Genomic DNA, 24,380 nt, shown 5'->3' on the forward strand with positions numbered 1-24,380 from the left:
ACCGCAGTCCGGTCAATTGCTTCGCCAACATCCTGTGTGGGCTGATTGCCTATTGCCACCAGCCGAAGAAGCCTGCTCTGAGATTAGATTGGGCTTTGTCTCCTGCGGCTTAACCATAACTGAGGTTTCTAAAAGTTTAGGACTTACGCATTTCATTCGAAAACCAGGGGGTTGAATGATGTTTGGAACGGTTAGCGTTCCAAACATCATTCAACTGCGTAAGTCCTGAAGTTATTCACAGTTGGCATTTGGTTCACAAGGATGTTCAAACTATAGTCATGGGAACCGTACTAGCGATCGCCAGTAGCCATCAGCGCCCTGCAAGCGCTGATGGCTACTGGTATATTTTCGAAAACTTCTAACAAATGCTTCCGTAGTTTTACTGGTTGAGAAGACGCTAGATGAAGTGGCACAAAATCCTTCCCGAGGTGGAGTCCAAGATCTAGGATGCAAGTGTAGAGGTTTATCTGTCTCAGAGGAGTGGAGTATGAGACCGCTCAAGGGCTTTCGATTTCAATGGGCGGCTGTTCCGTTTTCACTGGCCATGGCACTAGCGGTTAGTGCTTCTGCATTGGCTCAAATTCAAACCCCGCTTCAGTCTGAAGTTGTGGTTCAAGGAAATTCTGGTGCAACACAATCTAGCTCGTGTGGTTTCATTCCTGCCAGCGCTAGCCAAACTGTGCGGGTCACCGAGTCCTTTACGGCGTTAAGATTTCGGGTGCAGGCAGGCAACTCAACGACACTGCTCATTACTGGCCCTGGTGGTCGCAGTAACTGTGCAATGGCTCACAGCCAGTCAAATGGACGAATTGAGGTATCGGGGCTTTGGGAACCGGGAGTTTACTCGGTGTTTGTGGGCGATCGCAACCAAGGCAGTAGCGCTCCCTTTACCCTATCGGTATTGCAAGAGTAACTCACCAGCTGCAAATCGCTTGAGTCAATCACTGCGAAATAATGTTGGGGCCTGTACAATCCAGCTTGTACAGGCCCCAATCAGTTTGTTGCGAGCGCACACGCACGCACAATTCATAAATCAGGCATGTCATAAACCAAGCATGAATAAGCAGTGGCTTTCGTACAACAAGCTCGTTCTATTGCTGCTGCTCCGCTCTGTAAATCCAAAAACGGTTGAACGCGCCTACCGTTTCTACTCGATACGCAGGCAGCGTTCCTGGTGGCAAAAATGCTTGAACATCACTCGGCAGCAAATCTTGGGGGCGCAAATCAGTTGTGTAAAGGCTAAGGAAGGTAAAATCACGCCGAAGTGTATTTTTGGTAATCAGGCTGCGAATTTGGGGTTGGTTGGTATTAACCAACTCAACACAGGCATTCGACAAATTGTTACCTAGCAAAGTCGGCAAATCGGTACAAACATTGTCTTGTAGATATACGCTTAGCCGCTGCGTAGCGAAGGTTTCGTACTCCGGTTCGTCAGGATTGGTTAGGGTCATTGCAAGCGCAACACCTATCAATGCTGCACTTGCCAATAGCGCCAATCGTTGACCTTTCATGCGATCGCCTCATTGTTCACCAAATCTTCCCGAATCAGCATATCAATAAGCTGCGGCAGATCGGTGCTCGATATTTCTGTAGATCAATGTTTGAAACCAAGAGTTCCTGCTCATACTCCAAAGAAGTCAGGGCTTACGCAAGCCCACTAAATCTGGTGTGTTGGTGTTATGGGTAGGGTGCGAAGCACCCTACCCATAACACCAATGCGTAAGTCCAGGAAGTAAAAAAATTAGGGAGGCGATAGCAGTCCTCAAACGGGAATGCTTGTGGAATGCTGTTGACTCGTGCAAGCAATGGGCAAGCTCCCCGAAATCACTCCCACCTGCTAACACCCAAAAATTAATGAGGTGAAACACTAGAAAAATGAAAATCTACCTGCTACAATGATTAATCGCATGGCGAGCGTAGCCAAGTGGTTAAGGCAGCGGATTGTGGTTCCGCCACTCGGGGGTTCGAGTCCCCTCGTTCGCCCTCTTAAACTGTTTTAGGCTGGATTCCTTTGAACCTGTCTAAGTTCTCAGGCTTTTTTCTGGAACGATTTAGCTCCATAGGTTTACCCTGTGGAGCTAATATTTTTTAGGTTGCAAGATGACTGCGTTCAACAATTTGGAATGCCCAAATGAGCAATAGCCTCAAATGTTGATGCTGAGATGTGTACAGTTTGACAATAGTTTTTTACTGACCGGAAAATCAACAGCTCGCATTTGCATACAGCCTCCAAACTATTAGGGCTGGCCAACTGTTTGCACAGACAGGCAGTGAACCCTATTGAAGCGATCGCCACATAGATACATAGCGAATCACATGAATGGCTGAATGCTCCATAGCCCGTTAGAAGAATCCATACACAATAACTAAAGCGAATCCATGCCATTAAACTAATGCCATTAAATTAAAGGCAATAAGACAGATTTAAACCTTTCATGCAACCGTATCAGCCCGAATTCCTTTCAATCACTGAGTATTCATCGCTGATTAACATTGATTGGTTTTCTGGAGAGCTTGGGTTTAACGTTGTTGTTTTTATTGGCTTCTAATTTGTATTGACTAAAACTCGCCGCATTGCAGCCATGTTTTGCACAATCCATCCTTAGCAATTTGTGTAGGACTTACGCGCTTCATCCGAAAAACCGGAGGGTTGAATGATGTTTGGAACGCTTAGCGTTCCAAACATCATTCAACTGCGTAAGTCCTATTGTGATAAATTCTGTGACTTGCTGCTGTTTTTACCGATAGTTTCTAGCAAGATTGCAAGTGAGTTTTCAATCTGTGCTTTGACCAATTACAAAAAAGATGGCTCAATAGGTAGATGTGTGGTTGCAAAGCTCGAACTACTTTAATCCATTAGGCGTGGCCTTTTATGAGGTGAATTTATGACCAATATGAGATCGCAACCATCACCCTCTAATCCCTCTGAAGTAGCTGCTTCGCAACAACGGTCAAACGTTCCCACTCGGCAGGCGATCGCCATCATTTCTGCAGATGCAGACCCAGCCATTGATACCGGAAAGCAAGAGGCTGGCGAACGCAATATTTACGTTCGGCGAATTGCCGAGGCCCTGTGCAAGCTAGGTTGGCAGGTGGATATTTTCACTCGTAAAAACCACCCCGATCAGCCCAAAATTGTTGAACATTCACCCTACTGCCGCACCATTCGTCTCAAAGCTGGCCCCGAAGCACTCATTCCTCGGGATCAGCGCTTTGAGATCATGCCTGAATTTTTAGAGGAATTCCTCAAAGTTCACAGCAAGGAACATTATCCCCTCGTGCACACCAGCTATTGGACATCGGGCTGGGTGGGGATGCAGCTTAAACAGCATCACAACTTGCAACATGTCCACACCTATCATTCGCTGGGAATTTTGAAGTATCCCATGGCGAACCGAACATCGGCGATCGCCCAAACCCGGATTGATGTGGAACGGCAGATTTTGGAAGCGGCAGATTGCATCGTTGCAACCAGCCCCCAAGAACAAGAAGCCCTGCAAATGATGGGCTCACCCAAGGGAATTTTTGAAGTGATTCCGGGTGGGGCCGATGTAGATGTCTTTCGGGCCATGCCCCAAGTAGATGCCCGCCTAAAGTTGGGATTTGACCTATCGGAGCATTTGGTTCTGTACGTTGGCCGTTTTGACCCTCGCAAGGGACTAAAAACTCTGGTTGAAAGCGTTGCTCGACTCATCCAGCAGCCGGGCGCTGCGCTCACAAAACCGGTGCGCCTGGTCATTGTTGGCGGCGAAGATCCTGCACAAGAAAGCCACGAAGAGCGCCAGTATATTGGCAACTTGGTAGAAGAACTCGGTTTGAGCGATCGCGTTCTCTTTGTAGGCCAAGTTGGGCACGATGTGCTGCCGTTGTACTATACCGCTGCGGATGTGTGCGCTGTACCTAGCCACTTTGAGCCGTTTGGCTTGGTTGCTCTAGAAGCAATGTCGTGTGGCACACCCGTTGTCGCATCGGATGTAGGCGGGCTTAAGTTTACCATCGTGCCAGAGGAGACAGGGCTACTCGTTCCTCCAGATGATGTGGATGCATTGGCAAACGCAATTGAACGCGTACTCACAGACCAGGTATGGGCACAAAAGTTGAAACGCCAAGCATCTGCCCGGGTTCAGCAAAATTTTAGCTGGACTGGTGTTGCAGCACGCCTCAGCGACTTATATCGTCGCTTATTAGCGCAGTCTATTACCCATGAGCTGCTGTGGGATGCCATTGAGCCAAGTTCAGCAAATGGCACGCAAACCTCATCTGTATTGGTTGAGCCAACTCAAGTTCGGGCCGGTTAATACGGTGTCGGGTCTACTGTTGGCCCACAAACCTCGTTCGAGGCCTCCCCGAACCATCCCCAGCCTGGGCGGGGCAAACATCTTTGGTGTGGGCGATGAAGCCCTCCTGGGCTGGAAGGTCGCCAGCGGGCACAAGATTACCACTGAACGACTCATGAAGGATCTGAGGCAAGGCCCCAAGGAATGCTTAAGGCTTGGCTGCTAGCAAGTTGGCGATCGCTTCAGCAGTCAGATGCTCGACATTTTCCAACACGATAGCCGCGCCAGCCTGAAGCAGCGTTTGGCGGTAGTCTTGGGCATACTCCGGCGAACTGTGCACATGCGGGGGCAAGATTCCCACACCTAGCCATGGCCGCTCTTGTGCCGATACAGGGGCGCTGGCCTGCACAGTCTGGGCTTTTTGAATGGTTTGCATATCGGCAACGGTATCGCCTGCGTACAAAATGGGGAGCGTAGCCGGAAGGTTGTATCGTATTTCGATCTGGCGAATGGTTTCAAACAGGCCCGTAGGGTCAGGTTTGCCGGGGGCATCTTCCATCGCAACTAGTATTGGGTTCTCCAACTCCAGCCGTTTTTGCAAAACAAAGGTGGCTGACCCCCGAGTTGCTCCGCTAAAAAAGCCCCAGGGGCATCCTGCCGCTGTCAGCTCATTGAGGTAGGTGGCGCTCGCTAACAAGGGCTCGTCGCAAATGTAGCCGGTCCAATTTTCGCCCCGATACTTGCTCTGAAAAAAGCGCACCAGTTCGTCGTAATCCAACTGCAGTTGCCCTCGCGACAAACCCTGTGCTTCAAAATACCGATAAACCAATTCCTGCGAGGCTTCCCAGTCATTGTTCCATCGGCCCTCTGCCTTGAGCTGGTCAATATCGGCTTGGCTAGGGCGAAAGGCCTGCTGAGTAAACTGTTCCACGGTATCGGCAAGGGCCCGACGGTAGGATTGCCCCACATCCCGGATGACCCCATCAATATCAAAAATCACAATGGCTTTTGGGGTTGCACTCACGCTGTTATGTCCTAAATGCACGTTGTTTCCAGAGAAGTCGTAGCGATTCTATCAAACCCTACGGTAATATGGAGGATTGTAGAGTGATTGGAAACAGCCTGCTGCTGTTCTGGAGGTACATTTGTCAAGGTTCATTCTGAAAGTTCTCTGGCTGGACAAAGATGTGGCGCTTGCGGTTGACCAGGTGGTTGGTAAAGGAACCAGCCCCCTCACCTCCTATTTCTTCTGGCCTCGGAATGATGCCTGGGAGCAAGTGAAGAAGGAGCTGGAGCAAAAAACTTGGATTACCGAAGCGGAGCGGGTGGCGTTGCTAAACCAAGCCACCGAGGTAATCAACTATTGGCAAGAAGAGGGCAAAAACAAATCTATGGCTGAAGCTCAGTCGAAGTTCCCTGAGGTGACTTTTACTGGGAGCGCCTGAGGTTTGCCCCCTACAAGTTTTGTTGCTTTCACTGGTGACCCCGAGAGGGGTCATTTTTATTGCAGATGGATTTGTTGCAGCTGATGTGCTGTGCATGAGGGCTTATGGCGATCGCCAAGTCGTTTCAGCCTTGCATAGCGATAGCCAGTTTGATTAAGACATTTTGGGGGATGGCTTCGCCATCCCCCAAAATGTCCTTGTCTCAACTAAGCTGGCGACAGCTATATTTTTGAAAAACTCGGGCTTAGCAAGAGAGGGCATCCCCAATCAAAAAGCCCAATGCTTTGCTCCCAAGGGAAAAGCATCGGGCTATTGAGCTGACGTTACAGCAAAAGCAATGGTCGGAAAGAAACCTAAGCAGCACCACCAGCAGCCTGAAAACGAGCGCGAGCCCGCTTGTAGGCTTGGTTGGCTGAGAACATCTCTTGGCGATCGCTACCGGATTGTGCCTTGTTCAACCGAGCTTCAGCTTCACGGAAAGCAGTCCGAGCATCTTCTAAGTTAATCGCATCGCCACGTTCAGCAGCGTTGACCAAAATGGTGACTTCGTTATTTTCGACTTCGGCAAATCCACCCAGCAGGGCGATTGCCACCCAGTCTTTTCCAGAACGCACCCGCATGACGCCAGTTTCTAGCGCCGTCAACAGCGGGGCGTGTCCTGTCAAAATGCCAAGCTGACCAGTGGTGCTTGGCAGAATGACCTCTTCAGAATCTGCATCCCAGACCGTTTTGTCGGGTGCAATGACGCGAACGGTTAGAGCCATAGTTTTGATGAAATTCCTGAAATAGGGCCACAGCCAAATCGGGAGGTGCCTGCGGTTGATACCAGCAATCTTCCAGTACCAACCGACAGGACAAAACCTACTTGTTCTCAGCTTTTAGCTTCTCGCCCTTGGCGATCGCTTCATCAATGCCACCGACCATGTAGAAGGCCTGTTCGGGCATATCATCCAGCTCACCGCTCAGGATCATCTTGAAGCCCTTAATGGTGTCATCCAGTTTGACATACTTGCCAGAAGCACCGGTGAACACTTCAGCCACAAAGAAGGGCTGAGATAGGAAGCGCTCAATCTTACGAGCACGAGCCACGGTCAAGCGGTCTTCTTCCGACAGTTCATCCAGACCCAAAATGGCGATAATGTCTTGCAGTTCCTTGTAGCGCTGCAGCGTAGACTGAACCGCACGAGCAGTGTCGTAGTGGTCGTCACCCACAATGCTGGGCTGCAACATCGTCGAGGTAGAACCCAGCGGATCCACCGCAGGATAAATCCCCTTAGAAGCCAAACCACGAGACAACACCGTGGTTCCATCCAAGTGAGCAAAAGTAGTTGCAGGAGCAGGGTCGGTCAAGTCGTCCGCAGGCACATACACAGCCTGAATCGACGTGATCGAACCCTCGGTAGTTGAGGTAATCCGCTCTTGCAGGTCACCCACGTCGGTACCCAGAGTGGGCTGATATCCCACAGCAGAAGGCATACGACCTAGCAGCGCAGATACTTCAGAACCAGCCTGCACAAAGCGGAAGATGTTGTCTACGAACAGCAGCACGTCCTGCTTGTTCACATCACGGAAGTACTCGGCCATGGTCAAACCCGACAGACCTACGCGCATGCGGGCTCCGGGGGGTTCATTCATCTGACCGTACACGAGCGCGATCTTGGACTCGTTCAGGTTATCGGGGTTAATCACGCCCGATTCAATCATTTCGTTGTAGAGGTCGTTTCCTTCACGAGTGCGCTCACCCACGCCCGCAAATACCGACACACCACCATGCTGAGTTGCAATGTTGTTGATCAACTCCATCATAATGACGGTCTTGCCCACGCCAGCACCGCCAAACAGACCAATCTTTCCACCCCGACGGTAGGGAGTGAGCAAGTCAACCACTTTAATTCCGGTTTCAAATACGGAAGGTTTGGTTTCCAACTCGGTCAGTTTAGGGGCTGCACGGTGGATGGGAAGTGTGTCCTCCATGGACACGTCACCCTTCTCGTCCACTGGTTCGCCCAGCACGTTGAAAATACGACCGAGAGTAACTTTACCCACGGGAACGCTGATGGGTGCGCCAGTATCTACGACTTCCATGCCGCGCACCAAGCCGTCTGTAGAACTCATTGCAACAGCACGGATTTGGCTATCGCCAAGCAGCTGTTGTACTTCACATGTAACAGAAACTTCTTGCCCGCTAGCATTAGTTCCTTTAACAGTCAATGCACTATAAATTCTTGGCATTTGACCACCGGGGAACTTCGCGTCGATGACGGGACCGATGACCTGGGTAATATAGCCGACGTTTGTTTTTTCTGCTGTGGTGACCATGCTTACGCCTATCGTCTAATCAGCTTTTTGAGGGGTTAGAGTGACAGTCTTAACATATGTAAAATTGCCACCTTTCAGATTATCACTAAATATCGCCTAAATTTTTGTGTCACCCTGGATCGCCCATAGCACAATGCCTAAGGAAGTTGGAATAGGTATTTATTACAGGGGGGAGTAGGGGATCGGGAGCAGGGGAGGGGCTAGGGGCTAGGGTTTAGGGGCTAGAGGGGAAAGAGGGAAGTTTTCGGTTTAGCTTGTAGTGCTGGGCGGCTTACACCGCGACGCGGTGTGTTTTTCTGGGATGTGTTTGAGAGAGCAAGGTTGCCGAAATATTCTCACGCAACTCTCCAGCTCCCACTCTCCGTAATGCGTACATTCGTCTCACCCGATTCCCTAATCCCTAATCCCGATTCCCTAATCTCGATTCCCTAATTCCGATTCCCAATTTCCCACTCCCTCCCCTAGCCCCTAATCCCTAACTCCTAGCCCCTCTTGCTCAAATACACGATAAACTAGTGTGTTTGAGACCCTGCATTAATTAAGTATCTTCCTAGCTATGAGCCAAGCTTCTCGTCGGTACCACATCACCACGTTCGGTTGCCAAATGAATAAGGCCGACTCTGAGCGTATGGCCGGAATTTTGGAGGAGATGGGCTTTGCCTGGTCGGAATCGCCAGATGATGCAAATGTGATTCTCTACAACACGTGCACCATTCGCGACAATGCTGAGCAAAAGGTGTATTCCTACCTGGGCAAGCAGGCCAAGCGTAAGCAAGACGAGCCCGATTTGACGATTGTGGTAGCGGGTTGCGTGGCGCAGCAAGAAGGTGAGGCGCTGCTGCGGCGCGTGCCGGAAGTAGATTTGGTGATGGGACCACAGCACGCGAACCGTTTGCGGGATCTGCTGGAAGATGTGATGCAGGGCAACCAGATGGTTGCCACCGAACCCATCCATATTATGGAAGACATTACCAAGCCTCGCCGGGATAGTGCGGTGACGGCCTGGGTCAACATTATTTATGGTTGCAACGAGCGCTGCACCTATTGTGTGGTGCCGGGGGTGCGCGGGGTAGAGCAGTCGCGTATGCCGGAGGCCATTCGGGCGGAGATGGAAGAGTTGGGGCGGCAGAGCTTTAAGGAAGTGACGCTGTTGGGGCAGAACATTGATGCCTATGGCCGCGATCTGCCAGGAGCGAAGCCCAATGGTCAGCATTTGCACACGCTGACGGATCTGCTGTATTACGTGCATGATGTGCCCGGAATTGAGCGCATTCGGTTTGCGACGAGTCATCCCCGTTACTTCACGGAGCGGCTGATTCGAGCCTGCTATGAGTTGCCCAAGTTGTGCGAGCATTTCCACATTCCGTTCCAGTCGGGCGACAACGATCTGCTGAAGGCGATGTCCAGAGGCTACACCCGCGAGAAGTATCTGCGCATTATCGACACGATTCGTCGCTATATGCCGGATGCGGCGATTAGTGCGGACGCGATTGTGGGTTTTCCTGGCGAAACGGAGGAGCAATTTCAGAACACGCTGAAGCTGGTGGAGGAAGTAGGCTTTGACCAACTGAATACGGCGGCCTATTCGCCCCGTCCCGGTACCCCTGCGGCGACTTGGGACAACCAATTGTCAGAAGAGGTGAAGAGCGATCGCCTACAACAACTGAATCATTTGGTTGCGACCAAAGCGGCTGAGCGATCGCTGCGATACACCGACCAGATAGAAGAAGTATTGGTGGAAGACCAGAATCCCAAGAATCCAGCTCAGGTGATGGGACGGACGCGCACCAATCGCCTTACCTTCTTTGATGGCGATATTAACGAGCTGAGGGGCAAGTTGGTGAAGGTGAAGGTGACAGAAGTTCGGGCCTTTAGCCTGACGGGCGATCGCATTGATACTCCAACTCCTGAAGTCGCTCTGGCTCACTAATGAGTGATACGGAATGGAGCGGACGCAACGCCAATAAGGATCAGCTTCGTCACGAAATTTGGACCCGCTTGAGCCAGGAGCGGGCGGTGAAGCGCGACCCAGTGGGGCATATTCCCAACTTTGGGCAGAGCGATCGCGCAGCAGGACGACTGGCGGAGCTTGACGTATGGAAACAGGCGCGAGTGGTGAAATGTAACCCCGATGGGTCACAAACTCCTGTCCGTTTGCGGGCGCTGCAAGAAGGCAAAACGCTGTACATGGCGGTGCCTCGCCTGACCAGCAAACGCTGTTTTGTGGAGCTGACGGCCGAGGCATTGCAGGCCAAAGGCGTGGCAATCAAGGATGCAGCCTACATGCGCGGCGCGTTGATTTATGGCAAAAAGGTGAGCTTTGAGGAGATGCAGTCCATCGATTTGGTCGTTGTTGGTTGCGTAGCAGTTGCCGCCAGTGGCGGACGCACCGGCAAGGGTGCAGGGTTTGCCGATCTGGAACTGGCAATGCTGCGGCAGTTTGACTTGATTCGTCCCGATACGCCCATCGTCACTACGGTTCACGATTTGCAGGTGGTGGAAGATGAAGAGCGGTTGCCCATGCAGCCTCACGACTGGCCGCTAGACTGGATCGCCACACCAGAGGCCGTGGTAGAAACCCACACGAAGTTTTCGCGGCCTGCAGGGCTAGATTGGGACACAATTCAGCCCGATCAGTATCAACAGATTCCCATTTTGCGCAAGCTAAAAGAGGAACGAGAGGATTGAGTCAGTTAGCGTTTGTAAAGGCGACAGACTAGCTCTCCTGCGATGTCTTTGGAAAAGGGTACGGTGCGGCCATCGCGGGTGAAGCGGAGGCGATCGCGACAGTCATACACTTCCATGGGGCGATCGCGGCCATCCACACTTACGATCGCGCGGTATTCCCAGTAGTTTTTGGCGCTGCGGCGAATCTCCACCAGGCACACTGAGTGTCCCTGCACCGTGCGACAGTTGGCTGCTTGGGCTGGAGTAGGCAAGAGGAAGAGGGCGATCGCCACCCCAATGCAAACCAGCAATTTTTTGAATGAATGAACCCAACCCATCGTCAAATTATCAATAAAGTGAATGCTCCGGGGCGATCGCGCAAATTCTACTTTCCCGGCTGCATCTTGGGATGATACTCTATCTCGGATACTGTGCGGTGATGGAGAAGACCGATGGCGAAGCTGCGGGTAGGATTGTTGTTTGGCGGATGCTCGGGAGAGCATGAAGTTTCGCTGAAGTCGGCACAGGCGATCGCTCGCGGGCTCAGCAGTGGAGCCAACGCCAGCAAATACGAACTCACCCCGGTCTACATTCAAAAAGATGGCCGTTGGCAAGCCGGAGAGTTTGCTCAACAGGTGCTTGCAGCGGGCATGCCTCCAGCGCAGCTCGGCGGTGAAAACGTTCCAGCGACCCATTCCGAAGCATTGGATTCCCAACCAGCTGATTTGCAGGTGAGCGGTTCCCAAGCCGTTGACCGCTGGCGCTCGACTGCGCAGGTGGCCGATGTGGACGTGTGGTTTCCGGTGCTGCATGGCCCCAACGGTGAAGATGGCACCGTTCAAGGTTTGCTGAAGTTGATGCAGGTTCCCTTTGTGGGTTCTGGCGTGCTGGGCTCTGCCATGGGCATGGACAAAATCGCCATGAAGATGATCTTTTCTCAGGTGGGGTTACCCCAGGTGAAGTACGTTCCTGTGATGCGATCGCAGGTGTGGTCCAATCCCTGTGTCTTTCCCAAACTGTGCGACCAGATTGAGCAAGAGTTGGGTTATCCGTGTTTTGTGAAGCCTGCCAATTTGGGATCTTCGGTAGGCATCTCCAAAGTGCGTACGCGGGCTGAACTGGAAGCCGCCCTTGATAGTGCTGCCAGCTATGATCGCCGCATCATTGTCGAAGCTGCCGCCCAATCACCCCGCGAGGTAGAGTGTGCCGTGCTGGGTACCGATAATCCCAAAGCTTCGGTTATTGGCGAAATCACCTTTAGCAGCGACTTCTACGATTACGAGACCAAATACACCGAAGGGTTGGCGGGCCTAACAATTCCTGCCAAGCTGCCCGAGGCGATCGCCCAGCGCATTCAGGAGATGTCGGTTCAAGCCTTTCAAGCGTTGGATTGTTCTGGGATTGCACGGGTGGACTTCTTCTATGTGGAATCGACGGGGGAAATCCTGATCAACGAAATCAATACAATGCCTGGGTTTACGGCAACCAGTATGTATCCCATGCTGTGGGCGGCGAGCGGCGTACCGTTCGAGGAACTCGTCGATCAGCTCGTGCAAATGGCGCTCGAACAGCGATAATCACGCAACACCCACAACAGACCCATCCAGAGACAACTAAAGCTCTGCAAATTTTTACTCTTTTGTTGCAAATTTCTATGGAAAGATTGGAGCAAAGTTTCTAAAATAGCTGATACATCTGTATGGGCAATCCATGATGGGCAACGGCATAGAGCAAGAGCCACGATCGCCGAACCAAAATTCGCCATCAACCCAACCCTTCGTTGGGCCAGTGCGCTTTGTAGCGAATCTCTGGCGTGAATACCCGTTGGTGTTTTGGAGTGGTATCTTTTCGCTGATGCTGGTTGTTGCAGGCGTGGGCATGAGTGGTCTTGTCAATCCTGACCTCTCACGCGAAATTTCGTTAGAAGAAGCACCGCCAGAGTTTGCCATCGTTAGCCCGATTCAAGAAACCAAGGAAACGAACGCATCGCCTCTCTGGTCTTATGCCTCGGTGGTGCTGAGCTGCATGGGTGGATGCTTGGCCCTGTCGCGCTACTTTCGCAACAGAGAGTCTACAGCTCACCGATTGTCGCGATCGCGCATCTCTACATCACGCATATCTACTACCACCGAAACTCGCACAGGTCTCCGCGCTGTTGAGTCTGCATTGCGTGAAGCAGAAGCGAGGGCGATCGCTCCGGGGCAACCGACTCCTCTTCCCCAAGTCGCTCCAGCTCCGGCACCTGAAACATCCGCAGCGGTCAACGTTCAATCCTCTTTGCAGGCGGACTCTTCGGCAACGTTGCCAGCGGTGGCTTCAGCCAATCCTTCAGCTCAGGAATCAACCCATGCACCAACCTACGCTCTACCAGCAGCAAATCGTCCAGAGTTTGTCGTGCCTGTAAAGCTAGGCGATCGCGAGCGGGCTCCTGGTTTGGCAGAACTGCTAGATATTCGAGAACGGCGCGACAAACGATCGATGAATCAATAAGACCCAAAAACAATCCAATCCCCAAATTCGCGAACCGAACTGGCGCTTCACGAGCGAACCTGTAAATGCGATCGCCGCAAGATCACATTTGCAACTTGCAAACTCGTTCGCTGGCCTTCATTGAGTAGTATGAGTAGCACTCGAATCAATGGCTTCAGCGACCTGTCACGCGAGCAGGAAAGGCCACAACGTTGCCTGAGTTGGAGGTAGACCTGGTGGATAGGGCAGACCAACGCATCGAACGATAGGTGCGTAGATTTTGAATCGCGCTTCTAGAGCCACAAACTAAATCTTGTGTATCTTGCATCAGATCGTTCACACCGGCTTCGGTCACTAAGCCCTCATCCACCAAAGTCGACAGATGCTCAACACATTCACCCGCAATATGTTGCAGAGCGCATAGTTCTTCAAATAACCCAGACTTAGAAGCATGCTTCATTCTGCCAACCTGCTTTGTTGATGTTGCATAGATGGAAATAACACTGTCTTGTAAGAAAGCGGACAAAAATCTAGCGATGAGGGGTAATTTTTGAACAGTCCATTGCAAGCAGTCAGAACGTCAGCTAGAGAGATAAGCAGCTTCAAGTGATTGAATTGCAAACTCAAGGGAATTCAGCAAATGAAGGTTACCTAACTACCATTGACGAACGTATTCAGGGGCGCATTCAGGAACAACCCGTTGCGATCGCGCATTGAGGCAAGGTCAATTCTCAAAAATGGTCGATGGAATCAGATTGTTCTACTAGGTTTTATCCATTTGCAATCCGCTGAACTGTATCGGAACTGAGTACTCCTTAGCCGTACATTAATCCAACCAGCAGCCAAACCCATCGGCATTAAGATATAGAGACAGGGTAGATTCATCCTGAAGAAACACGAAAAGCCAAGACCTATCAGTGGGCTGAATAAACTGACTTGGTTTGATGCTAAGCCCCAAGCGACAAAGCCCTCAGCGATGATACTCAATACTTCTGAGGGCTGGAATTGGATGCAAATACCGACGATCTTTGCAGACCAAGATTTGCAAAATCAAAAAGGTCGAGATTGCAGTTTATCCGAACCAACCAAGAGGCCACTGAGATTTAAGCAACATTTCATTTATCCAGCTTGTTCTTGATAGAAACCTACCAACTCAATCTGAGAATTTCCTGAGACGGCGATAAAAAAACCAGCGTCGATTTGACGCTGGCTCTCTCACGGTTTAGCGATGACTTTGCTTAGACAGCTGCAAAGAATTCTTTGGACTTCACAGGGTCAGGATTCATGGTTGCGTCACCGGGCTTCCAGCCAGCGGGGCACACTTCATCGGGGTGAGACTGCACATACTGAATGGCTTGCAGAACGCGCAGAGTTTCATCGACGCTGCGGCCAAAGGCCAAGTTGTTGATGGTGGAGTGCTGAATCACACCGTCTTTGTCCATGATGAATAGACCACGCAGGGCGATTCCATCGTCGGTCAGCACGTTGTAGGCACTGCTGATCTCTTTCTTGATGTCGGATACGAGGGGATAGTTGAGGTCACCAACGCCGCCGTTCTTGCGATCGGTTTGAATCCAGGCGAGGTGAGAAAATTCGCTGTCTACTGAGACACCCAACACTTCCGTGTTGATGGATTTGAACTCTTCGTAGCGATCGCTGAAAGCAGTGATTTCAGTGGGGCAAACGAAGGTAAAGTCTAGAGGATAGAAGAATAGTACGACGTACTTACCGCGATAGTCCGAGAGTTTGATGGTCTTAAATTCTTGATCCACAACAGCGGTAGCGGTGAAGTCGGGTGCGACTTGGCCAACCCGAAGACACTCAGAATGATGAGTCATGGAATTACGCTCCAAAAGATTTAGTGTCGTTAACTTACAAAGACCAAACAAAGTCGAAGACCAAACAAAGCGCTTCGCTCAGCGGAATGGTTCACTTTGTTCAAGTTCCTTACGAACTGTTACGACTATATCATAGTCATAACGATTTTGAGTAGGGGCGATCGCAAATTCTCTTGAGCTAGCTTGAGCTAAAAGATGCAGCGGTTGTTGTGCCCTTGTTGACGTTGCTGTTTAGACTTGGACATATAGCCGTCGCTAGCGTAGTTGAGACAAGGACATTTTGGGGGATGGCTTCGCCATCCCCCAAAATGTCCTAATCAAACTGGCTATCGCTATACCAGGATATGTCTGGAGCCGGGGGCAGAACACTGGTTAGAGCGCAGGCTGAACCATTTTCAACAGATTGCAACATGACTTATGCAGTTGACTGATGTTTGGAGCACTTAGCGCTCCAAACATCAGTCAACCCCTTAGTTTTTCGGATGACGTGCGTAAGTCCTATGTAAGTCATGGGGCAATTGTTGGGAAGTTTGAAATTGGGAATAGTGGTGCATTGCATGGATGACTTGGATACCCGAGAGTGGTTGTTGACCAATGGATTGGGCGGATTTGCGAGCGGCACAATCTGCGATGCCCACACGCGGACGTATCACGGTTGGTTGGTAGCGGCGATCGCCCCACCGGGCCAGCGAACGCTGCTGCTATCGCGGATTGATGCCCAAATTGCGGTGGATGGCCACTGGTTTGACTTGGCCACCAACTATTGGGGCAGCGGGGCGATCGCCCCAACGGGATATCAGCTACTGCGTTCTTTTCATATTGATCCGGTGCCCACCTGGGTTTGGGGAACGGGCAACTGGCAGTTGACTCGACAGCTCCTCATGCCCCACGGCTTTAGCGCCAGCGACGACCATCAATCTCCCTTTCGCAACCGGGTGTTGGTGCGGTATCGCTATGAAGGCCCGGTGTCGGCGGTGTTATCGCTGCGAGTTCTCATTGGCGATCGCAACTTTCATGCGCAGCAGCATGCCGATCTCGATCTGCATTTTTCCCAATTAGTAGAACCGCACCGAGTTTTGTTTCAGGCGGCGCGACCTGGGTGGCTGGGTACTCCATGGCAGCTCAGTTGGAGCCAGGGACATTACCATCCCAATGGTGTGTGGTATTGGGATTATCACTATCCCGAAGAAACTCAGCGCGGATTGCTTGATCGAGAAGATCTATACAGTCCTGGCTACTTGAGTGTTACCCTACAGCCCGACACTAGCCTCACACTAGAGGCCAGCATTCGCAAGCTCAGCCCGCAGCGGCCATTCGCCCCTCCAAATGAGCAAACGTTTGCGACGGCTCTTACAGCCGAGCGCGATCGCCTGGATGCAATTTTTCATCCCATCTTATCGCCAGCGATCGCCCCAACTCCCGCAAGTCAGCACGATGCCATTTGGCGACAACTGCTGAAAGCCAGCGACCAGTTCATTGCCTATCGCGCCTCGATTGATGGCCCAACGGTCATTGCAGGCTATCACTGGTTTGGCGACTGGGGCCGCGACACGCTCATTTCTTTGCCGGGGCTTGCCCTCACCACAGGCCGCTACGATTTGGCACGTGGCTTGCTCGAAACCTTTAGCCGCCATTGTCAAGATGGGTTGATTCCCAATACGTTTCCTGATGTGGGCGAACGCCCCGCCTACAACAGTATTGATGCAGCCTTGTGGTGGATCGAAACGTTGGGTCTGTATTTGGAAACCACGCAAGATTGGGACTTTTTAGTCAAGCAGTATCCCGTAGTGCGGCAGATCTATATGTCGTTTGTGGCAGGGACGGGCTTTAATGTGCGGGTGGATGCCATGGATGGGCTGCTGACCTGGGATGCGTCGGGCTACGCCCTAACCTGGATGGATGCGGTGGTGAACGGCATACCCATTACGCCTCGCCAGGGCAAACCCGTGGAGATTAATGCCCTGTGGTACTCGGTGCTTTGTTGGGCGCGTGACTGGGCGATGCGGCTACACCAACGAGCCACCCAACAGGCGGCCCCTGGGGCAGATACACCCAATTATGAAAACCATGCTCGCCGTTACGCTCAACAGGCGGAGCAGGTGAGGGTTTCGCTACAGCGATTTTGGAATCCGGCGATGGGGTATTTCTATGATGCGATCGCCCCCAATGATCAGCCAAATCAGCAAATTCGTCCCAATGCGGTAATGGCGCTCTCGCTTCAGCACTGCGGCTTTTCCGTGGAGCAGGCTCAGTCGGTGCTGAATATCGCGCGCGATCGCCTGCTAACTCCCTATGGGCTGCGATCGCTCGATCCAGCCGACCCCGCTTACAAAGGCTGCTATCGGGGCAATCCCCTCAAGCGAGACAGTGCCTACCATCAGGGTACGGTGTGGAGTTGGCTAATTGGCCCGTTTATTCGATCGTGGCGGCGGTTTTACCCAACAGAGCCGTTACCCTGGCAGCCCGATGCATTGTTCCACCACATTCAATCTCAAGCCTGTTTGGGTTCTATCTCCGAAATTTTTGATGGCGATGCCCCCCATGCACCCCAGGGTGCGATCGCCCAAGCCTGGTCCGTTGCAGAGCTATTGCGCCATTGGAAAGATCTGACCTAACTCTTTCAGAGCGTCCCTATCTCAGACCTGCCGCCACTTCCATAACTTCCAGCAACACAGTCATATCTGGACGATCTTCTTCAGTTCCTTCGGCAATTGGCTCCAGACAGGGATACACCGACAGCTCGTTCATTTGAATGGCTGCCTGGGTATTTTCCCAGTTCAACGTTACCAGCGGAAGCGCCGCCAAACACGGATACCCACTCAGAATGCGCATAAAATCCATCGGATTTGGCAGTGTGCCATCCAACAGAATGAGCTGTGGCTTCCACACCCGCGCTAATAAGTTTGCCTGCTCCAAATCATCAACTTCCAGCACCCGACAGGGATAGGGATGCAGCAAGCCTGCCAGGTTATCCAACGGTGGCATGGGAGGAGGAAATTCGGCAGATGAGTTGGCTGCGGCTTCTGAGGCAGATGGCGCAGTAGGCGGCTCGGAAAAAATGGACTCGGAACGCAGGTGCAGAATAGTGAGCTGGGTGCGGTGGGTTAGGGTTTCTCCCAGTTGCACCTGCTGGCCAATACTCTCCAGGGTTTGTTGCAGGATTTCGGGGCGAATGGGCAAACTCAGAAAATTGCTAGCGCCTCGGCTTAGGGCCAATCCTCGCTCAGCTCGGGTTGCGGTTACCACAACGGGAATCGAGCGAGTTTCGGGATTGGCTTTGAGCAGAGTCAACACATCCCACCCAGACAGCATGGGCAACAGGGGGTTGAGGAAAATCGCTAACGGTCTGAGCTGTCGTGCTTTTTCTAGGGCTTCGGTTCCCGAGCGGGCGATCGCAACTCGGTAGCCCAACCCCATCAAGGTATGGGTCATATCATCCAAAAATTGGGGAACCGCCTCCACCAACAGCACCAGCTGTCGGCTAATCGCTCCCATCTTCGGTTTGGCAACCTGAGGTTTTGAGCCGGGTTTTCCCCGTTTAAACAAAGAGGTTTGCGGCAGCAGCAGCGTGAACTGACTTCCCTTGCCCTCGGTAGAGGTAAAGGTGACATCCCCACCATGCAGGCGCGCCAATCGCTGCGTGAGCACTAACCCCAAACCTGTTCCCTCAAACCGTCGTGTCAGCGGATTTTCTAGCTGTTGAAATTTCTGAAAAATGAGATGTTGCTTATTGTTGGGAATGCCAATGCCAGTATCCGCCACGGTAAAGGCAACCCAGTCTTCCCACACCTCAACATTGAGCCGAATCGCTCCACCGTCCAGCGTAAATTTCAATGCATTAGATAACAGATTGGCTAGCATTTGCCGCAGCCGCAGCTCATCGGCCAGAATGTGCTCCAGCCCCGCCTGCACCGTGTATTGAAAGTCTGGCTCGGCACGAACCTCTTCGGGGGGGGCAACTCCACTGGTGGCCGCAGCAATTAGCTGTCGGGCTTGTTCGTAGGCACGATGGCACGCATCTTCAATTTTGACCATGCCAATGTTGAGTTCGAGTTGTCCCGTTTCAATCCGGGTTAGGTCAAGAATATCGTTGACGATGAGCATGAGATGGCGACCACTCTGATAAATCAGGCTGGCATAGCGCGACTGACGCTCATTGAGTGGTCCAACTAGATGGTCTTTGAGCAGGCTTGAAAGACCCAGCACTGCGGTCAGTGGGGATTTAAGCTCGTGGCTAATACAGGCTAAAAATTCGTCTTTCAAACGGTTGAGCTGCACGAGGTCGGCATTTTTGGCTGATAGTTCGCGCGCGACTTGGTGTTGTTCTGTAACATCCTGAGCCAGTACAAGCCACCAATCTGGAACCGAGGATGGTGTGGACAGTAGCGTTTGGGCTAGCGGCAAATGGGTGAATTGCCAGATTCGTTCTTCGCCATTGGGAGTTTGGCAAAGGCAGGTGTATTGATTTGCAGATGGAGCTGATGAATGAGCAGCGGGTTCTGGAAACTCGGCGGGGTCGGGTGTTGTGGAGTCTGCTTCGGCTGTGGGAATGGCAACCAGGTGGCTGAGGGGTTGGAAACCAGACGATTGACCCGAAAACATGGCTGATTCTTGCAGATGTAACCGTTCGGGCTCATTGACCAGAACGGTGTTGAACGGGGCACTTTGGGGCTGAGGGGATGGGTGGGTGTACAAATGGTTGAGATGCGATCGCCAACTGTGATTTTGGCAAATCATTTCTCCGGTGCGGGTTTGCACCATAAGCGGCAGGGGTAACCCTTCCAATAGCTCGGTGAGGGTGGTGTAGGAGGATTGGGGCGTGGACTGGGCAAGCGCCTCTGTAGCCTCGTGGATCTGGGCTTCGGCCAACTGCATGGCCGTGTGGGTGGCGGTGAGATGGCGACACAACCGAACCCAGTTGAGCAGTCCCAAGCACTGGCGATTAGGAGTAAGGACGATCCATAGCTGCTGCCCTGAGTCGCAGGCAATCGACTGCAACTCGGCAAATTCCATCTCGGCTGGAATTGTAGCGGCGGCTTCAATGAGCCCCAAAGACTGGATGGAGCGCGATCGCACCTGGGCCTGGTTGTGGTGTTCTGCCTCCTGTTCCGACGACAGATCCAGGCTGGGCAGCAGCTCAAACATGGCCCGCGATAGGGACACAGTACCGTACTGAGCCTCGTCTGAAGGTCGATGCGATGCCTTTGACCGAGAGCTGCGAGTCTTGGGCTGCTGTTGCACAATCAGGCGATCGCAACCCTGCTGCCGAAATACGCTCAACACCTGCGCCAAGCTAGCCTGACTCGACACACAGGGAACCACATCAATAAAATTATGGAGAGAAGGGGTTTGCATGGGTGTCCATCATGTCATGTATACGCATTTGCTAGCTGCCAGGGCCATACATCGACCAACTACAACGGGTTGAACCGTTTCAGCGGCTTGTTAACTCACCGAGTGTTTACGCATCATTCAACCTAGGCAAACAAACTAGGTAAACAAACTAAGCAAATTGTGCAACCCAAGTTCATGAACGACCATAAGGCTCCACAAATCCAAACCTTGTCAACTCAAAACATGTGCTGAAGGGGGCAATGGGGGGCGATCGCCCAATATCGGTAGAACCAGATCGATGAATGCTTTAACTCAGCTGTAAACGGGGCTGTCCACAGTTCAACGAATTTAAGCCCGTATCACGATTGAAACTCCTTAAGTTGAAATTTCTCGCTCGACAGAAGTTCCTCGACATCGGATGTAACCAAACGGGCTCTTGCTTGTATCTCATCAACCAAACTGGGCAAACTAAGAACACAACCCGCTACATCTGATTCTGCCGAATCATCTGCCGCTCTGCCGCATAATCCCAAATCATTTAATACATTTTCGGTAGAACCCTCTGCCATCCCTGCTGGTCGAGGTGCAGGCTAAGCGACAAAATCCTGTACCCACCTTAGGTGTTGCCACTTTCTGCGATCGCTTTACTTCATGAACCTGGGTTCAGTATGCTGTTGATGAATTCAAACTTCTAAAGAAAACTTGGCGTTTGTTATCCATTAGTTGAGTTTCTTATCTAACGAATGATTAAAATGCTGGCAAATAAACCCAGCATCGGCTGTTGTAGGGTTGGTCATACCCCTGCTAGCCGCTTCGTCATCATGTACGGTTGAAGCGATCGCTCTTCATAACCCGTGGGCGATCGCATCTGTCCACCCTGCCAAATACTCGGTTGGCCTCACCCACTGCGATGAGTTAACGTTTTTTCAGTCCCTTTCTCTCCCAATTTCCATACTTTGCTTTCTGTTTGCAGCCTGCTAACGACTTCCGATCTATCGCAGCAAATGTCCCAATCCCTTGGGGGCAATGATTCTGGTAGTCAAGCGCACGAATCTTACACCTTCAATCAGTTCGACGACCAACAAGAATTTTTGACCTTTGTCCAGCGCGAAAAACGGCAGGTTGATTGTCTCGTGTTCGAAGAGAGCACACTATCCCTCGATACCCTAGAGCAGCTAAAACGTCTCTCCATCCTGCTGCCCGCCGTACTGCTCGAATCGAAAGACAGCCGCGCAGACACATACTCCATCACTGATCCAATTCAGAGCAACGAGCAGGTGATTTATCACAATGCGCTGCTTCATGCCCACGTCAGCGACATTGCCCAACTACCTCAACTCGTCGAACAGGCGATCGCCAAATTTCTAAAGCTCGCCCCTCAACCGCTACATCCCGAAGCCGAGATCAATCCTGCGACTGTTCTCACCGTCCATAGCTCCCTCATGCAGCAACAAAAGCGACTTGCTGACAAGCTAAAAGAACGCTTAGGCTACTTGGGAGTCTATTACAAACGCAACCCAGCCCACTTTTTGCGGCACATGACTCAGCCTGAACGCAAAGAAGTTTTGCAACGCCTGCGAGACGAATACCGCAAAATTATTCTGTCCTACTTCTCCGCCAAATCTGCCGATAGTGAACTACTCAACCAGCGGATTGACACCTTTGCAAACCTCGCCTTCTTCTCCGATGTTCCCGTTTCCCAGGTCGTTGAAATGCATATTGAATTGATGGATGAATTTTCCAAGCAACTCAAGCTCGAAGGCCGAAACGACGATATCTTGCAAGACTATCGATTAACCCTGATTGATGTCCTGGCCCACTTGTGTGAAATGTATCGGCGTTCCATCCCGCGAGAATCTTAGACTATCCTGAACCTAGTTAGTGATTCATCGAGCTGTTGAGCTCGTCAACACATTCCTACCCCAGCAACGTGCCCCATCCCATGCCACTTCTCCTTCATTCAACCGCCTAAACCCTAGGCTCCATCTTGAGGCACACATCATATAACCATGACTCCTGTTAAAAAAACTTACATTCTCAAGCTTTACGTCGCTGGAAACACGCCCAACTCTGTACGCGCCCTCAAAACCCTCAACCAAATCTTGGAGAAGGAATTTCAAGGTGTGTACGCCCTTAAAGTAATCGATGTGCTGAAAAATCCTCAGCTTGCTGAAGAAGACAAAATTTTAGCAACGCCTACCTTAGCAAAAATCCTGCCGCCCCCAGTCCGCAAAATCATTGGCGATCTTTCTGATCGTGAAAAGGTCCTGATCGGTCTAGACCTTATGTATGATGAGTTGCGGGAAGAAGAGGCAGGAATTTAGTAACCTCAGCCTTCTGGGCTGTCTTAAATTTGGTGTTTACAAGAATCTATGAGCGACCTTGGTCAACCTGAACAACTTAACGGAGCATCAACAAAAGGAGTTCAAAAAATTCGAACCCTGATTGAAGGGTTTGATGATATCAGCCATGGGGGACTCCCCGTTGGCCGAACTACTCTTGTTAGCGGCACCTCCGGCACTGGAAAAACCCTGGTTGCTGTGCAATTTCTATACAACGGAATTGTTCACTTCGATGAACCGGGTGTCTTTGTAACGTTTGAAGAGTCTCCTGCCGACATTATCAAAAACGCCCACAGCTTTGGCTGGGATCTGCAAAAGCTCGTTGATGAAGGGAAGCTGTTCATTCTAGATGCCTCGCCTGATCCCGAAGGGCAAGAGGTGATTGGCAGCTTTGATCTCTCTGCATTGATTGAGCGCATTCAATACGCCATTCGCAAATACAAGGCGAAGCGCGTTTCTATCGACTCGATCACGGCGGTGTTTCAGCAGTATGACGCGGTGTCGGTGGTACGGCGCGAAATCTTTCGCTTGGTGGCGCGGCTGAAGCAGGTAGGAGCCACCACCATTATGACAACTGAGCGGGTTGAGGAATACGGCCCGGTTGCTCGGTTTGGGGTGGAAGAGTTTGTGTCAGACAATGTGGTGATTGTGCGCAACGTGCTGGAGGGCGAACGTCGCCGCCGCACTATTGAAATTCTAAAGCTGCGCGGTACCACGCACATGAAAGGGGAGTATCCCTTTACGATTACCAATCAGGGTGTGAATATCTTCCCGTTGGGAGCGATGCGCCTGACTCAACGTTCATCGAATGTGCGGGTGTCGTCGGGGGTGAAAACGCTGGACGAAATGTGTGGTGGTGGCTTTTTCAAAGACTCTATCATCTTGGCAACGGGCGCGACCGGAACGGGCAAAACGCTGTTAGTCAGCAAGTTTTTGCAGGATGGCTGCACAATTGGCGAGCGATCGCTCCTATTTGCCTATGAAGAATCGCGGGCTCAACTGTCACGCAATGCCTACTCCTGGGGGATCGACTTTGAGGAGCTAGAGCAACAAGGCTTGCTCAAAATTATTTGCGCTTATCCCGAATCTGCTGGTTTGGAAGACCATTTGCAAATTATCAAGTCGGAGATTTCCGAATTTAAGCCCAGCCGCATTGCGATCGATTCGCTGTCGGCTCTAGCCCGAGGGGTCAGCAATAATGCCTTTCGCCAGTTTGTGATTGGGGTGACCGGATTCGCCAAGCAAGAAGAAATTACAGGTTTCTTCACGAATACGACCGATCAGTTTATGGGATCAAATTCCATTACCGATTCGCACATTTCTACCATTACCGATACGATTTTGCTGCTGCAATATGTAGAAATTCGGGGTGAAATGTCCCGTGCGATCAACGTCTTTAAAATGCGGGGATCATGGCACGACAAGGGAATTCGCGAATATGTCATTACGGAGACGGGACCTGAGATCAAGGACTCGTTCCGCCAGTTTGAGCGCATTATTAGCGGTTCGCCAACTCGTGTAGCAACGGATGAGAAGGATGAATTGTCTCGGATTATCCGTGGTTTCCAACAAGAGGAAGAATAACCTCTTCGAATTGGTTAATTCGAATTTGTAACTAACCTGAGTTTTATCTAAGCAAAAATGGGCAATTCTGAGGTTTGCGCGACGCGCAAGCCTCAGAAAAGCTCT

Annotated in this window: 20 protein-coding genes, 1 tRNA gene and 1 pseudogene; 14 read left to right on the plus strand and 8 right to left on the minus strand. The window is 51.5% G+C overall.

Annotated features, from left to right (window positions below; genetic code table 11):
- A pseudogene (locus ACQ4M4_RS23615) lies at positions 1 to 113 on the plus strand (IS982 family transposase); the annotation flags it as partial.
- Between the two features lie 374 nt (positions 114 to 487).
- A complete protein-coding gene (locus ACQ4M4_RS23620; RefSeq protein WP_430686931.1) occupies positions 488 to 913 on the plus strand; it encodes a hypothetical protein in 426 nt (141 codons plus the stop codon).
- Between the two features lie 178 nt (positions 914 to 1,091).
- On the opposite strand, the gene ACQ4M4_RS23625 is transcribed toward ACQ4M4_RS23620, so the two are convergent.
- Positions 1,092 to 1,511, minus strand: a complete 420-nt coding sequence (locus ACQ4M4_RS23625; RefSeq protein WP_430686932.1) for a DUF4359 domain-containing protein — start codon at positions 1,509 to 1,511, stop codon at positions 1,092 to 1,094.
- Positions 1,512 to 1,910: 399 nt separating this feature from the next.
- Here ACQ4M4_RS23625 and ACQ4M4_RS23630 point away from each other — a divergent pair.
- Both ACQ4M4_RS23630 and ACQ4M4_RS23635 read left to right on the plus strand, forming a co-directional pair.
- Positions 1,911 to 1,983 (plus strand) — tRNA-His (locus tag ACQ4M4_RS23630).
- Between the two features lie 902 nt (positions 1,984 to 2,885).
- Positions 2,886 to 4,298 (plus strand): glycosyltransferase, encoded by a 1,413-nt coding sequence (locus tag ACQ4M4_RS23635; protein ID WP_430686933.1) that lies wholly within the window; start codon positions 2,886 to 2,888, stop codon positions 4,296 to 4,298.
- 187 nt (positions 4,299 to 4,485) lie between these two features.
- On the opposite strand, the gene ACQ4M4_RS23640 is transcribed toward ACQ4M4_RS23635, so the two are convergent.
- A complete protein-coding gene (locus ACQ4M4_RS23640; protein WP_430686934.1) occupies positions 4,486 to 5,301 on the minus strand; it encodes a TIGR01548 family HAD-type hydrolase in 816 nt (271 codons plus the stop codon).
- Between the two features lie 121 nt (positions 5,302 to 5,422).
- Here ACQ4M4_RS23640 and ACQ4M4_RS23645 point away from each other — a divergent pair, with 121 nt between their 5' ends.
- Entirely contained in the window at positions 5,423 to 5,722 is a 300-nt protein-coding gene (locus tag ACQ4M4_RS23645) for a 30S ribosomal protein PSRP-3 (protein WP_430686935.1), read from the plus strand.
- 34 nt (positions 5,723 to 5,756) lie between these two features.
- Complete coding sequence (locus ACQ4M4_RS23650) at positions 5,757 to 5,879, plus strand: hypothetical protein (RefSeq protein WP_430686936.1); 123 nt, start codon at positions 5,757 to 5,759, stop codon at positions 5,877 to 5,879.
- A 196-nt stretch (positions 5,880 to 6,075) separates the two neighbouring features.
- Here the strand turns inward: ACQ4M4_RS23650 and atpC are convergent, their stop codons facing one another.
- Positions 6,076 to 6,486, minus strand: a complete 411-nt coding sequence (gene atpC, locus ACQ4M4_RS23655; protein WP_430686937.1) for an ATP synthase F1 subunit epsilon — start codon at positions 6,484 to 6,486, stop codon at positions 6,076 to 6,078.
- A gap of 97 nt (positions 6,487 to 6,583) precedes the next feature.
- Positions 6,584 to 8,041, minus strand: coding sequence for a F0F1 ATP synthase subunit beta (gene atpD, locus ACQ4M4_RS23660; protein WP_430686938.1), 1,458 nt, complete (start codon positions 8,039 to 8,041; stop codon positions 6,584 to 6,586).
- A 556-nt stretch (positions 8,042 to 8,597) separates the two neighbouring features.
- On the opposite strand from atpD, the gene miaB reads away from it, so the two are divergent.
- A complete protein-coding gene (gene miaB / locus ACQ4M4_RS23665) occupies positions 8,598 to 9,971 on the plus strand; it encodes a tRNA (N6-isopentenyl adenosine(37)-C2)-methylthiotransferase MiaB (protein WP_430686939.1) in 1,374 nt (457 codons plus the stop codon).
- A complete protein-coding gene (locus tag ACQ4M4_RS23670; protein WP_430686940.1) occupies positions 9,971 to 10,729 on the plus strand; it encodes a 5-formyltetrahydrofolate cyclo-ligase in 759 nt (252 codons plus the stop codon). Before miaB ends, ACQ4M4_RS23670 begins: the two co-directional genes overlap by 1 nt.
- A 5-nt stretch (positions 10,730 to 10,734) precedes the next feature.
- On the opposite strand, the gene ACQ4M4_RS23675 is transcribed toward ACQ4M4_RS23670, so the two are convergent.
- Entirely contained in the window at positions 10,735 to 11,046 is a 312-nt protein-coding gene (locus tag ACQ4M4_RS23675) for a hypothetical protein (protein WP_430686941.1), read from the minus strand.
- Positions 11,047 to 11,160: 114 nt separating this feature from the next.
- Here ACQ4M4_RS23675 and ACQ4M4_RS23680 point away from each other — a divergent pair, with 114 nt between their 5' ends.
- Entirely contained in the window at positions 11,161 to 12,285 is a 1,125-nt protein-coding gene (locus ACQ4M4_RS23680) for a D-alanine--D-alanine ligase family protein (protein WP_430686942.1), read from the plus strand.
- A 133-nt stretch (positions 12,286 to 12,418) separates the two neighbouring features.
- Positions 12,419 to 13,198 carry a hypothetical protein gene (locus ACQ4M4_RS23685; RefSeq protein ID WP_430686943.1) on the plus strand — a complete coding sequence of 260 codons (780 nt, stop codon included), beginning with the start codon at positions 12,419 to 12,421 and terminating at the stop codon, positions 13,196 to 13,198.
- A 154-nt stretch (positions 13,199 to 13,352) separates the two neighbouring features.
- Here the strand turns inward: ACQ4M4_RS23685 and ACQ4M4_RS23690 are convergent, their stop codons facing one another.
- Positions 13,353 to 13,637: a hypothetical protein gene (locus ACQ4M4_RS23690; RefSeq protein WP_430686944.1), complete on the minus strand. Its 285-nt coding sequence runs from the start codon at positions 13,635 to 13,637 to the stop codon at positions 13,353 to 13,355.
- A 778-nt stretch (positions 13,638 to 14,415) separates the two neighbouring features.
- Entirely contained in the window at positions 14,416 to 15,015 is a 600-nt protein-coding gene (locus tag ACQ4M4_RS23695) for a peroxiredoxin (RefSeq protein ID WP_430686945.1), read from the minus strand.
- 557 nt (positions 15,016 to 15,572) lie between these two features.
- On the opposite strand from ACQ4M4_RS23695, the gene ACQ4M4_RS23700 reads away from it, so the two are divergent.
- Positions 15,573 to 17,630, plus strand: a complete 2,058-nt coding sequence (locus ACQ4M4_RS23700) for an amylo-alpha-1,6-glucosidase (RefSeq protein ID WP_430686946.1) — start codon at positions 15,573 to 15,575, stop codon at positions 17,628 to 17,630.
- 16 nt (positions 17,631 to 17,646) lie between these two features.
- On the opposite strand, the gene ACQ4M4_RS23705 is transcribed toward ACQ4M4_RS23700, so the two are convergent.
- A complete protein-coding gene (locus ACQ4M4_RS23705) occupies positions 17,647 to 20,370 on the minus strand; it encodes an ATP-binding response regulator (protein ID WP_430686947.1) in 2,724 nt (907 codons plus the stop codon).
- Between the two features lie 935 nt (positions 20,371 to 21,305).
- Here ACQ4M4_RS23705 and ACQ4M4_RS23710 point away from each other — a divergent pair.
- The 3 genes from ACQ4M4_RS23710 (at position 21,306) to kaiC (ending at position 24,275) form a co-directional block, all read left to right on the plus strand.
- Entirely contained in the window at positions 21,306 to 22,211 is a 906-nt protein-coding gene (locus ACQ4M4_RS23710) for a circadian clock protein KaiA (RefSeq protein WP_430686948.1), read from the plus strand.
- Positions 22,212 to 22,358: 147 nt separating this feature from the next.
- Positions 22,359 to 22,673 carry a circadian clock protein KaiB gene (kaiB, locus tag ACQ4M4_RS23715; RefSeq protein WP_430686949.1) on the plus strand — a complete coding sequence of 105 codons (315 nt, stop codon included), beginning with the start codon at positions 22,359 to 22,361 and terminating at the stop codon, positions 22,671 to 22,673.
- Positions 22,674 to 22,721: 48 nt separating this feature from the next.
- A complete protein-coding gene (gene kaiC, locus ACQ4M4_RS23720; RefSeq protein WP_430686950.1) occupies positions 22,722 to 24,275 on the plus strand; it encodes a circadian clock protein KaiC in 1,554 nt (517 codons plus the stop codon).
- Positions 24,276 to 24,380 lie beyond the last annotated feature (105 nt).

The organism is Leptolyngbya sp. AN02str (assembly GCF_050565595.1).
Taxonomy (GTDB): domain Bacteria; phylum Cyanobacteriota; class Cyanobacteriia; order Elainellales; family Elainellaceae; genus Kaiparowitsia.

Bases quoted from the DNA above. Each gene is read 5' to 3' on its own strand.
- ACQ4M4_RS23685 (WP_430686943.1), top strand. From the start codon at position 12,419: ATGATGGGCAACGGCATAGAGCAAGAGCCACGATCGCCGAACCAAAAT.
- miaB (WP_430686939.1), top strand. From the start codon at position 8,598: ATGAGCCAAGCTTCTCGTCGGTACCACATCACCACGTTCGGTTGCCAA.
- ACQ4M4_RS23700 (WP_430686946.1), top strand. From the start codon at position 15,573: ATGGATGACTTGGATACCCGAGAGTGGTTGTTGACCAATGGATTGGGC.
- ACQ4M4_RS23620 (WP_430686931.1), top strand. From the start codon at position 488: ATGAGACCGCTCAAGGGCTTTCGATTTCAATGGGCGGCTGTTCCGTTT.
- ACQ4M4_RS23680 (WP_430686942.1), top strand. From the start codon at position 11,161: ATGGCGAAGCTGCGGGTAGGATTGTTGTTTGGCGGATGCTCGGGAGAG.
- kaiB (WP_430686949.1), top strand. From the start codon at position 22,359: ATGACTCCTGTTAAAAAAACTTACATTCTCAAGCTTTACGTCGCTGGA.
- ACQ4M4_RS23695 (WP_430686945.1), bottom strand. From the start codon at position 15,015: ATGACTCATCATTCTGAGTGTCTTCGGGTTGGCCAAGTCGCACCCGAC.
- ACQ4M4_RS23635 (WP_430686933.1), top strand. From the start codon at position 2,886: ATGACCAATATGAGATCGCAACCATCACCCTCTAATCCCTCTGAAGTA.
- ACQ4M4_RS23625 (WP_430686932.1), bottom strand. From the start codon at position 1,511: ATGAAAGGTCAACGATTGGCGCTATTGGCAAGTGCAGCATTGATAGGT.
- ACQ4M4_RS23690 (WP_430686944.1), bottom strand. From the start codon at position 13,637: ATGAAGCATGCTTCTAAGTCTGGGTTATTTGAAGAACTATGCGCTCTG.
- ACQ4M4_RS23705 (WP_430686947.1), bottom strand. From the start codon at position 20,370: ATGCAAACCCCTTCTCTCCATAATTTTATTGATGTGGTTCCCTGTGTG.
- ACQ4M4_RS23670 (WP_430686940.1), top strand. From the start codon at position 9,971: ATGAGTGATACGGAATGGAGCGGACGCAACGCCAATAAGGATCAGCTT.
- ACQ4M4_RS23675 (WP_430686941.1), bottom strand. From the start codon at position 11,046: ATGGGTTGGGTTCATTCATTCAAAAAATTGCTGGTTTGCATTGGGGTG.
- kaiC (WP_430686950.1), top strand. From the start codon at position 22,722: ATGAGCGACCTTGGTCAACCTGAACAACTTAACGGAGCATCAACAAAA.
- atpD (WP_430686938.1), bottom strand. From the start codon at position 8,041: ATGGTCACCACAGCAGAAAAAACAAACGTCGGCTATATTACCCAGGTC.
- atpC (WP_430686937.1), bottom strand. From the start codon at position 6,486: ATGGCTCTAACCGTTCGCGTCATTGCACCCGACAAAACGGTCTGGGAT.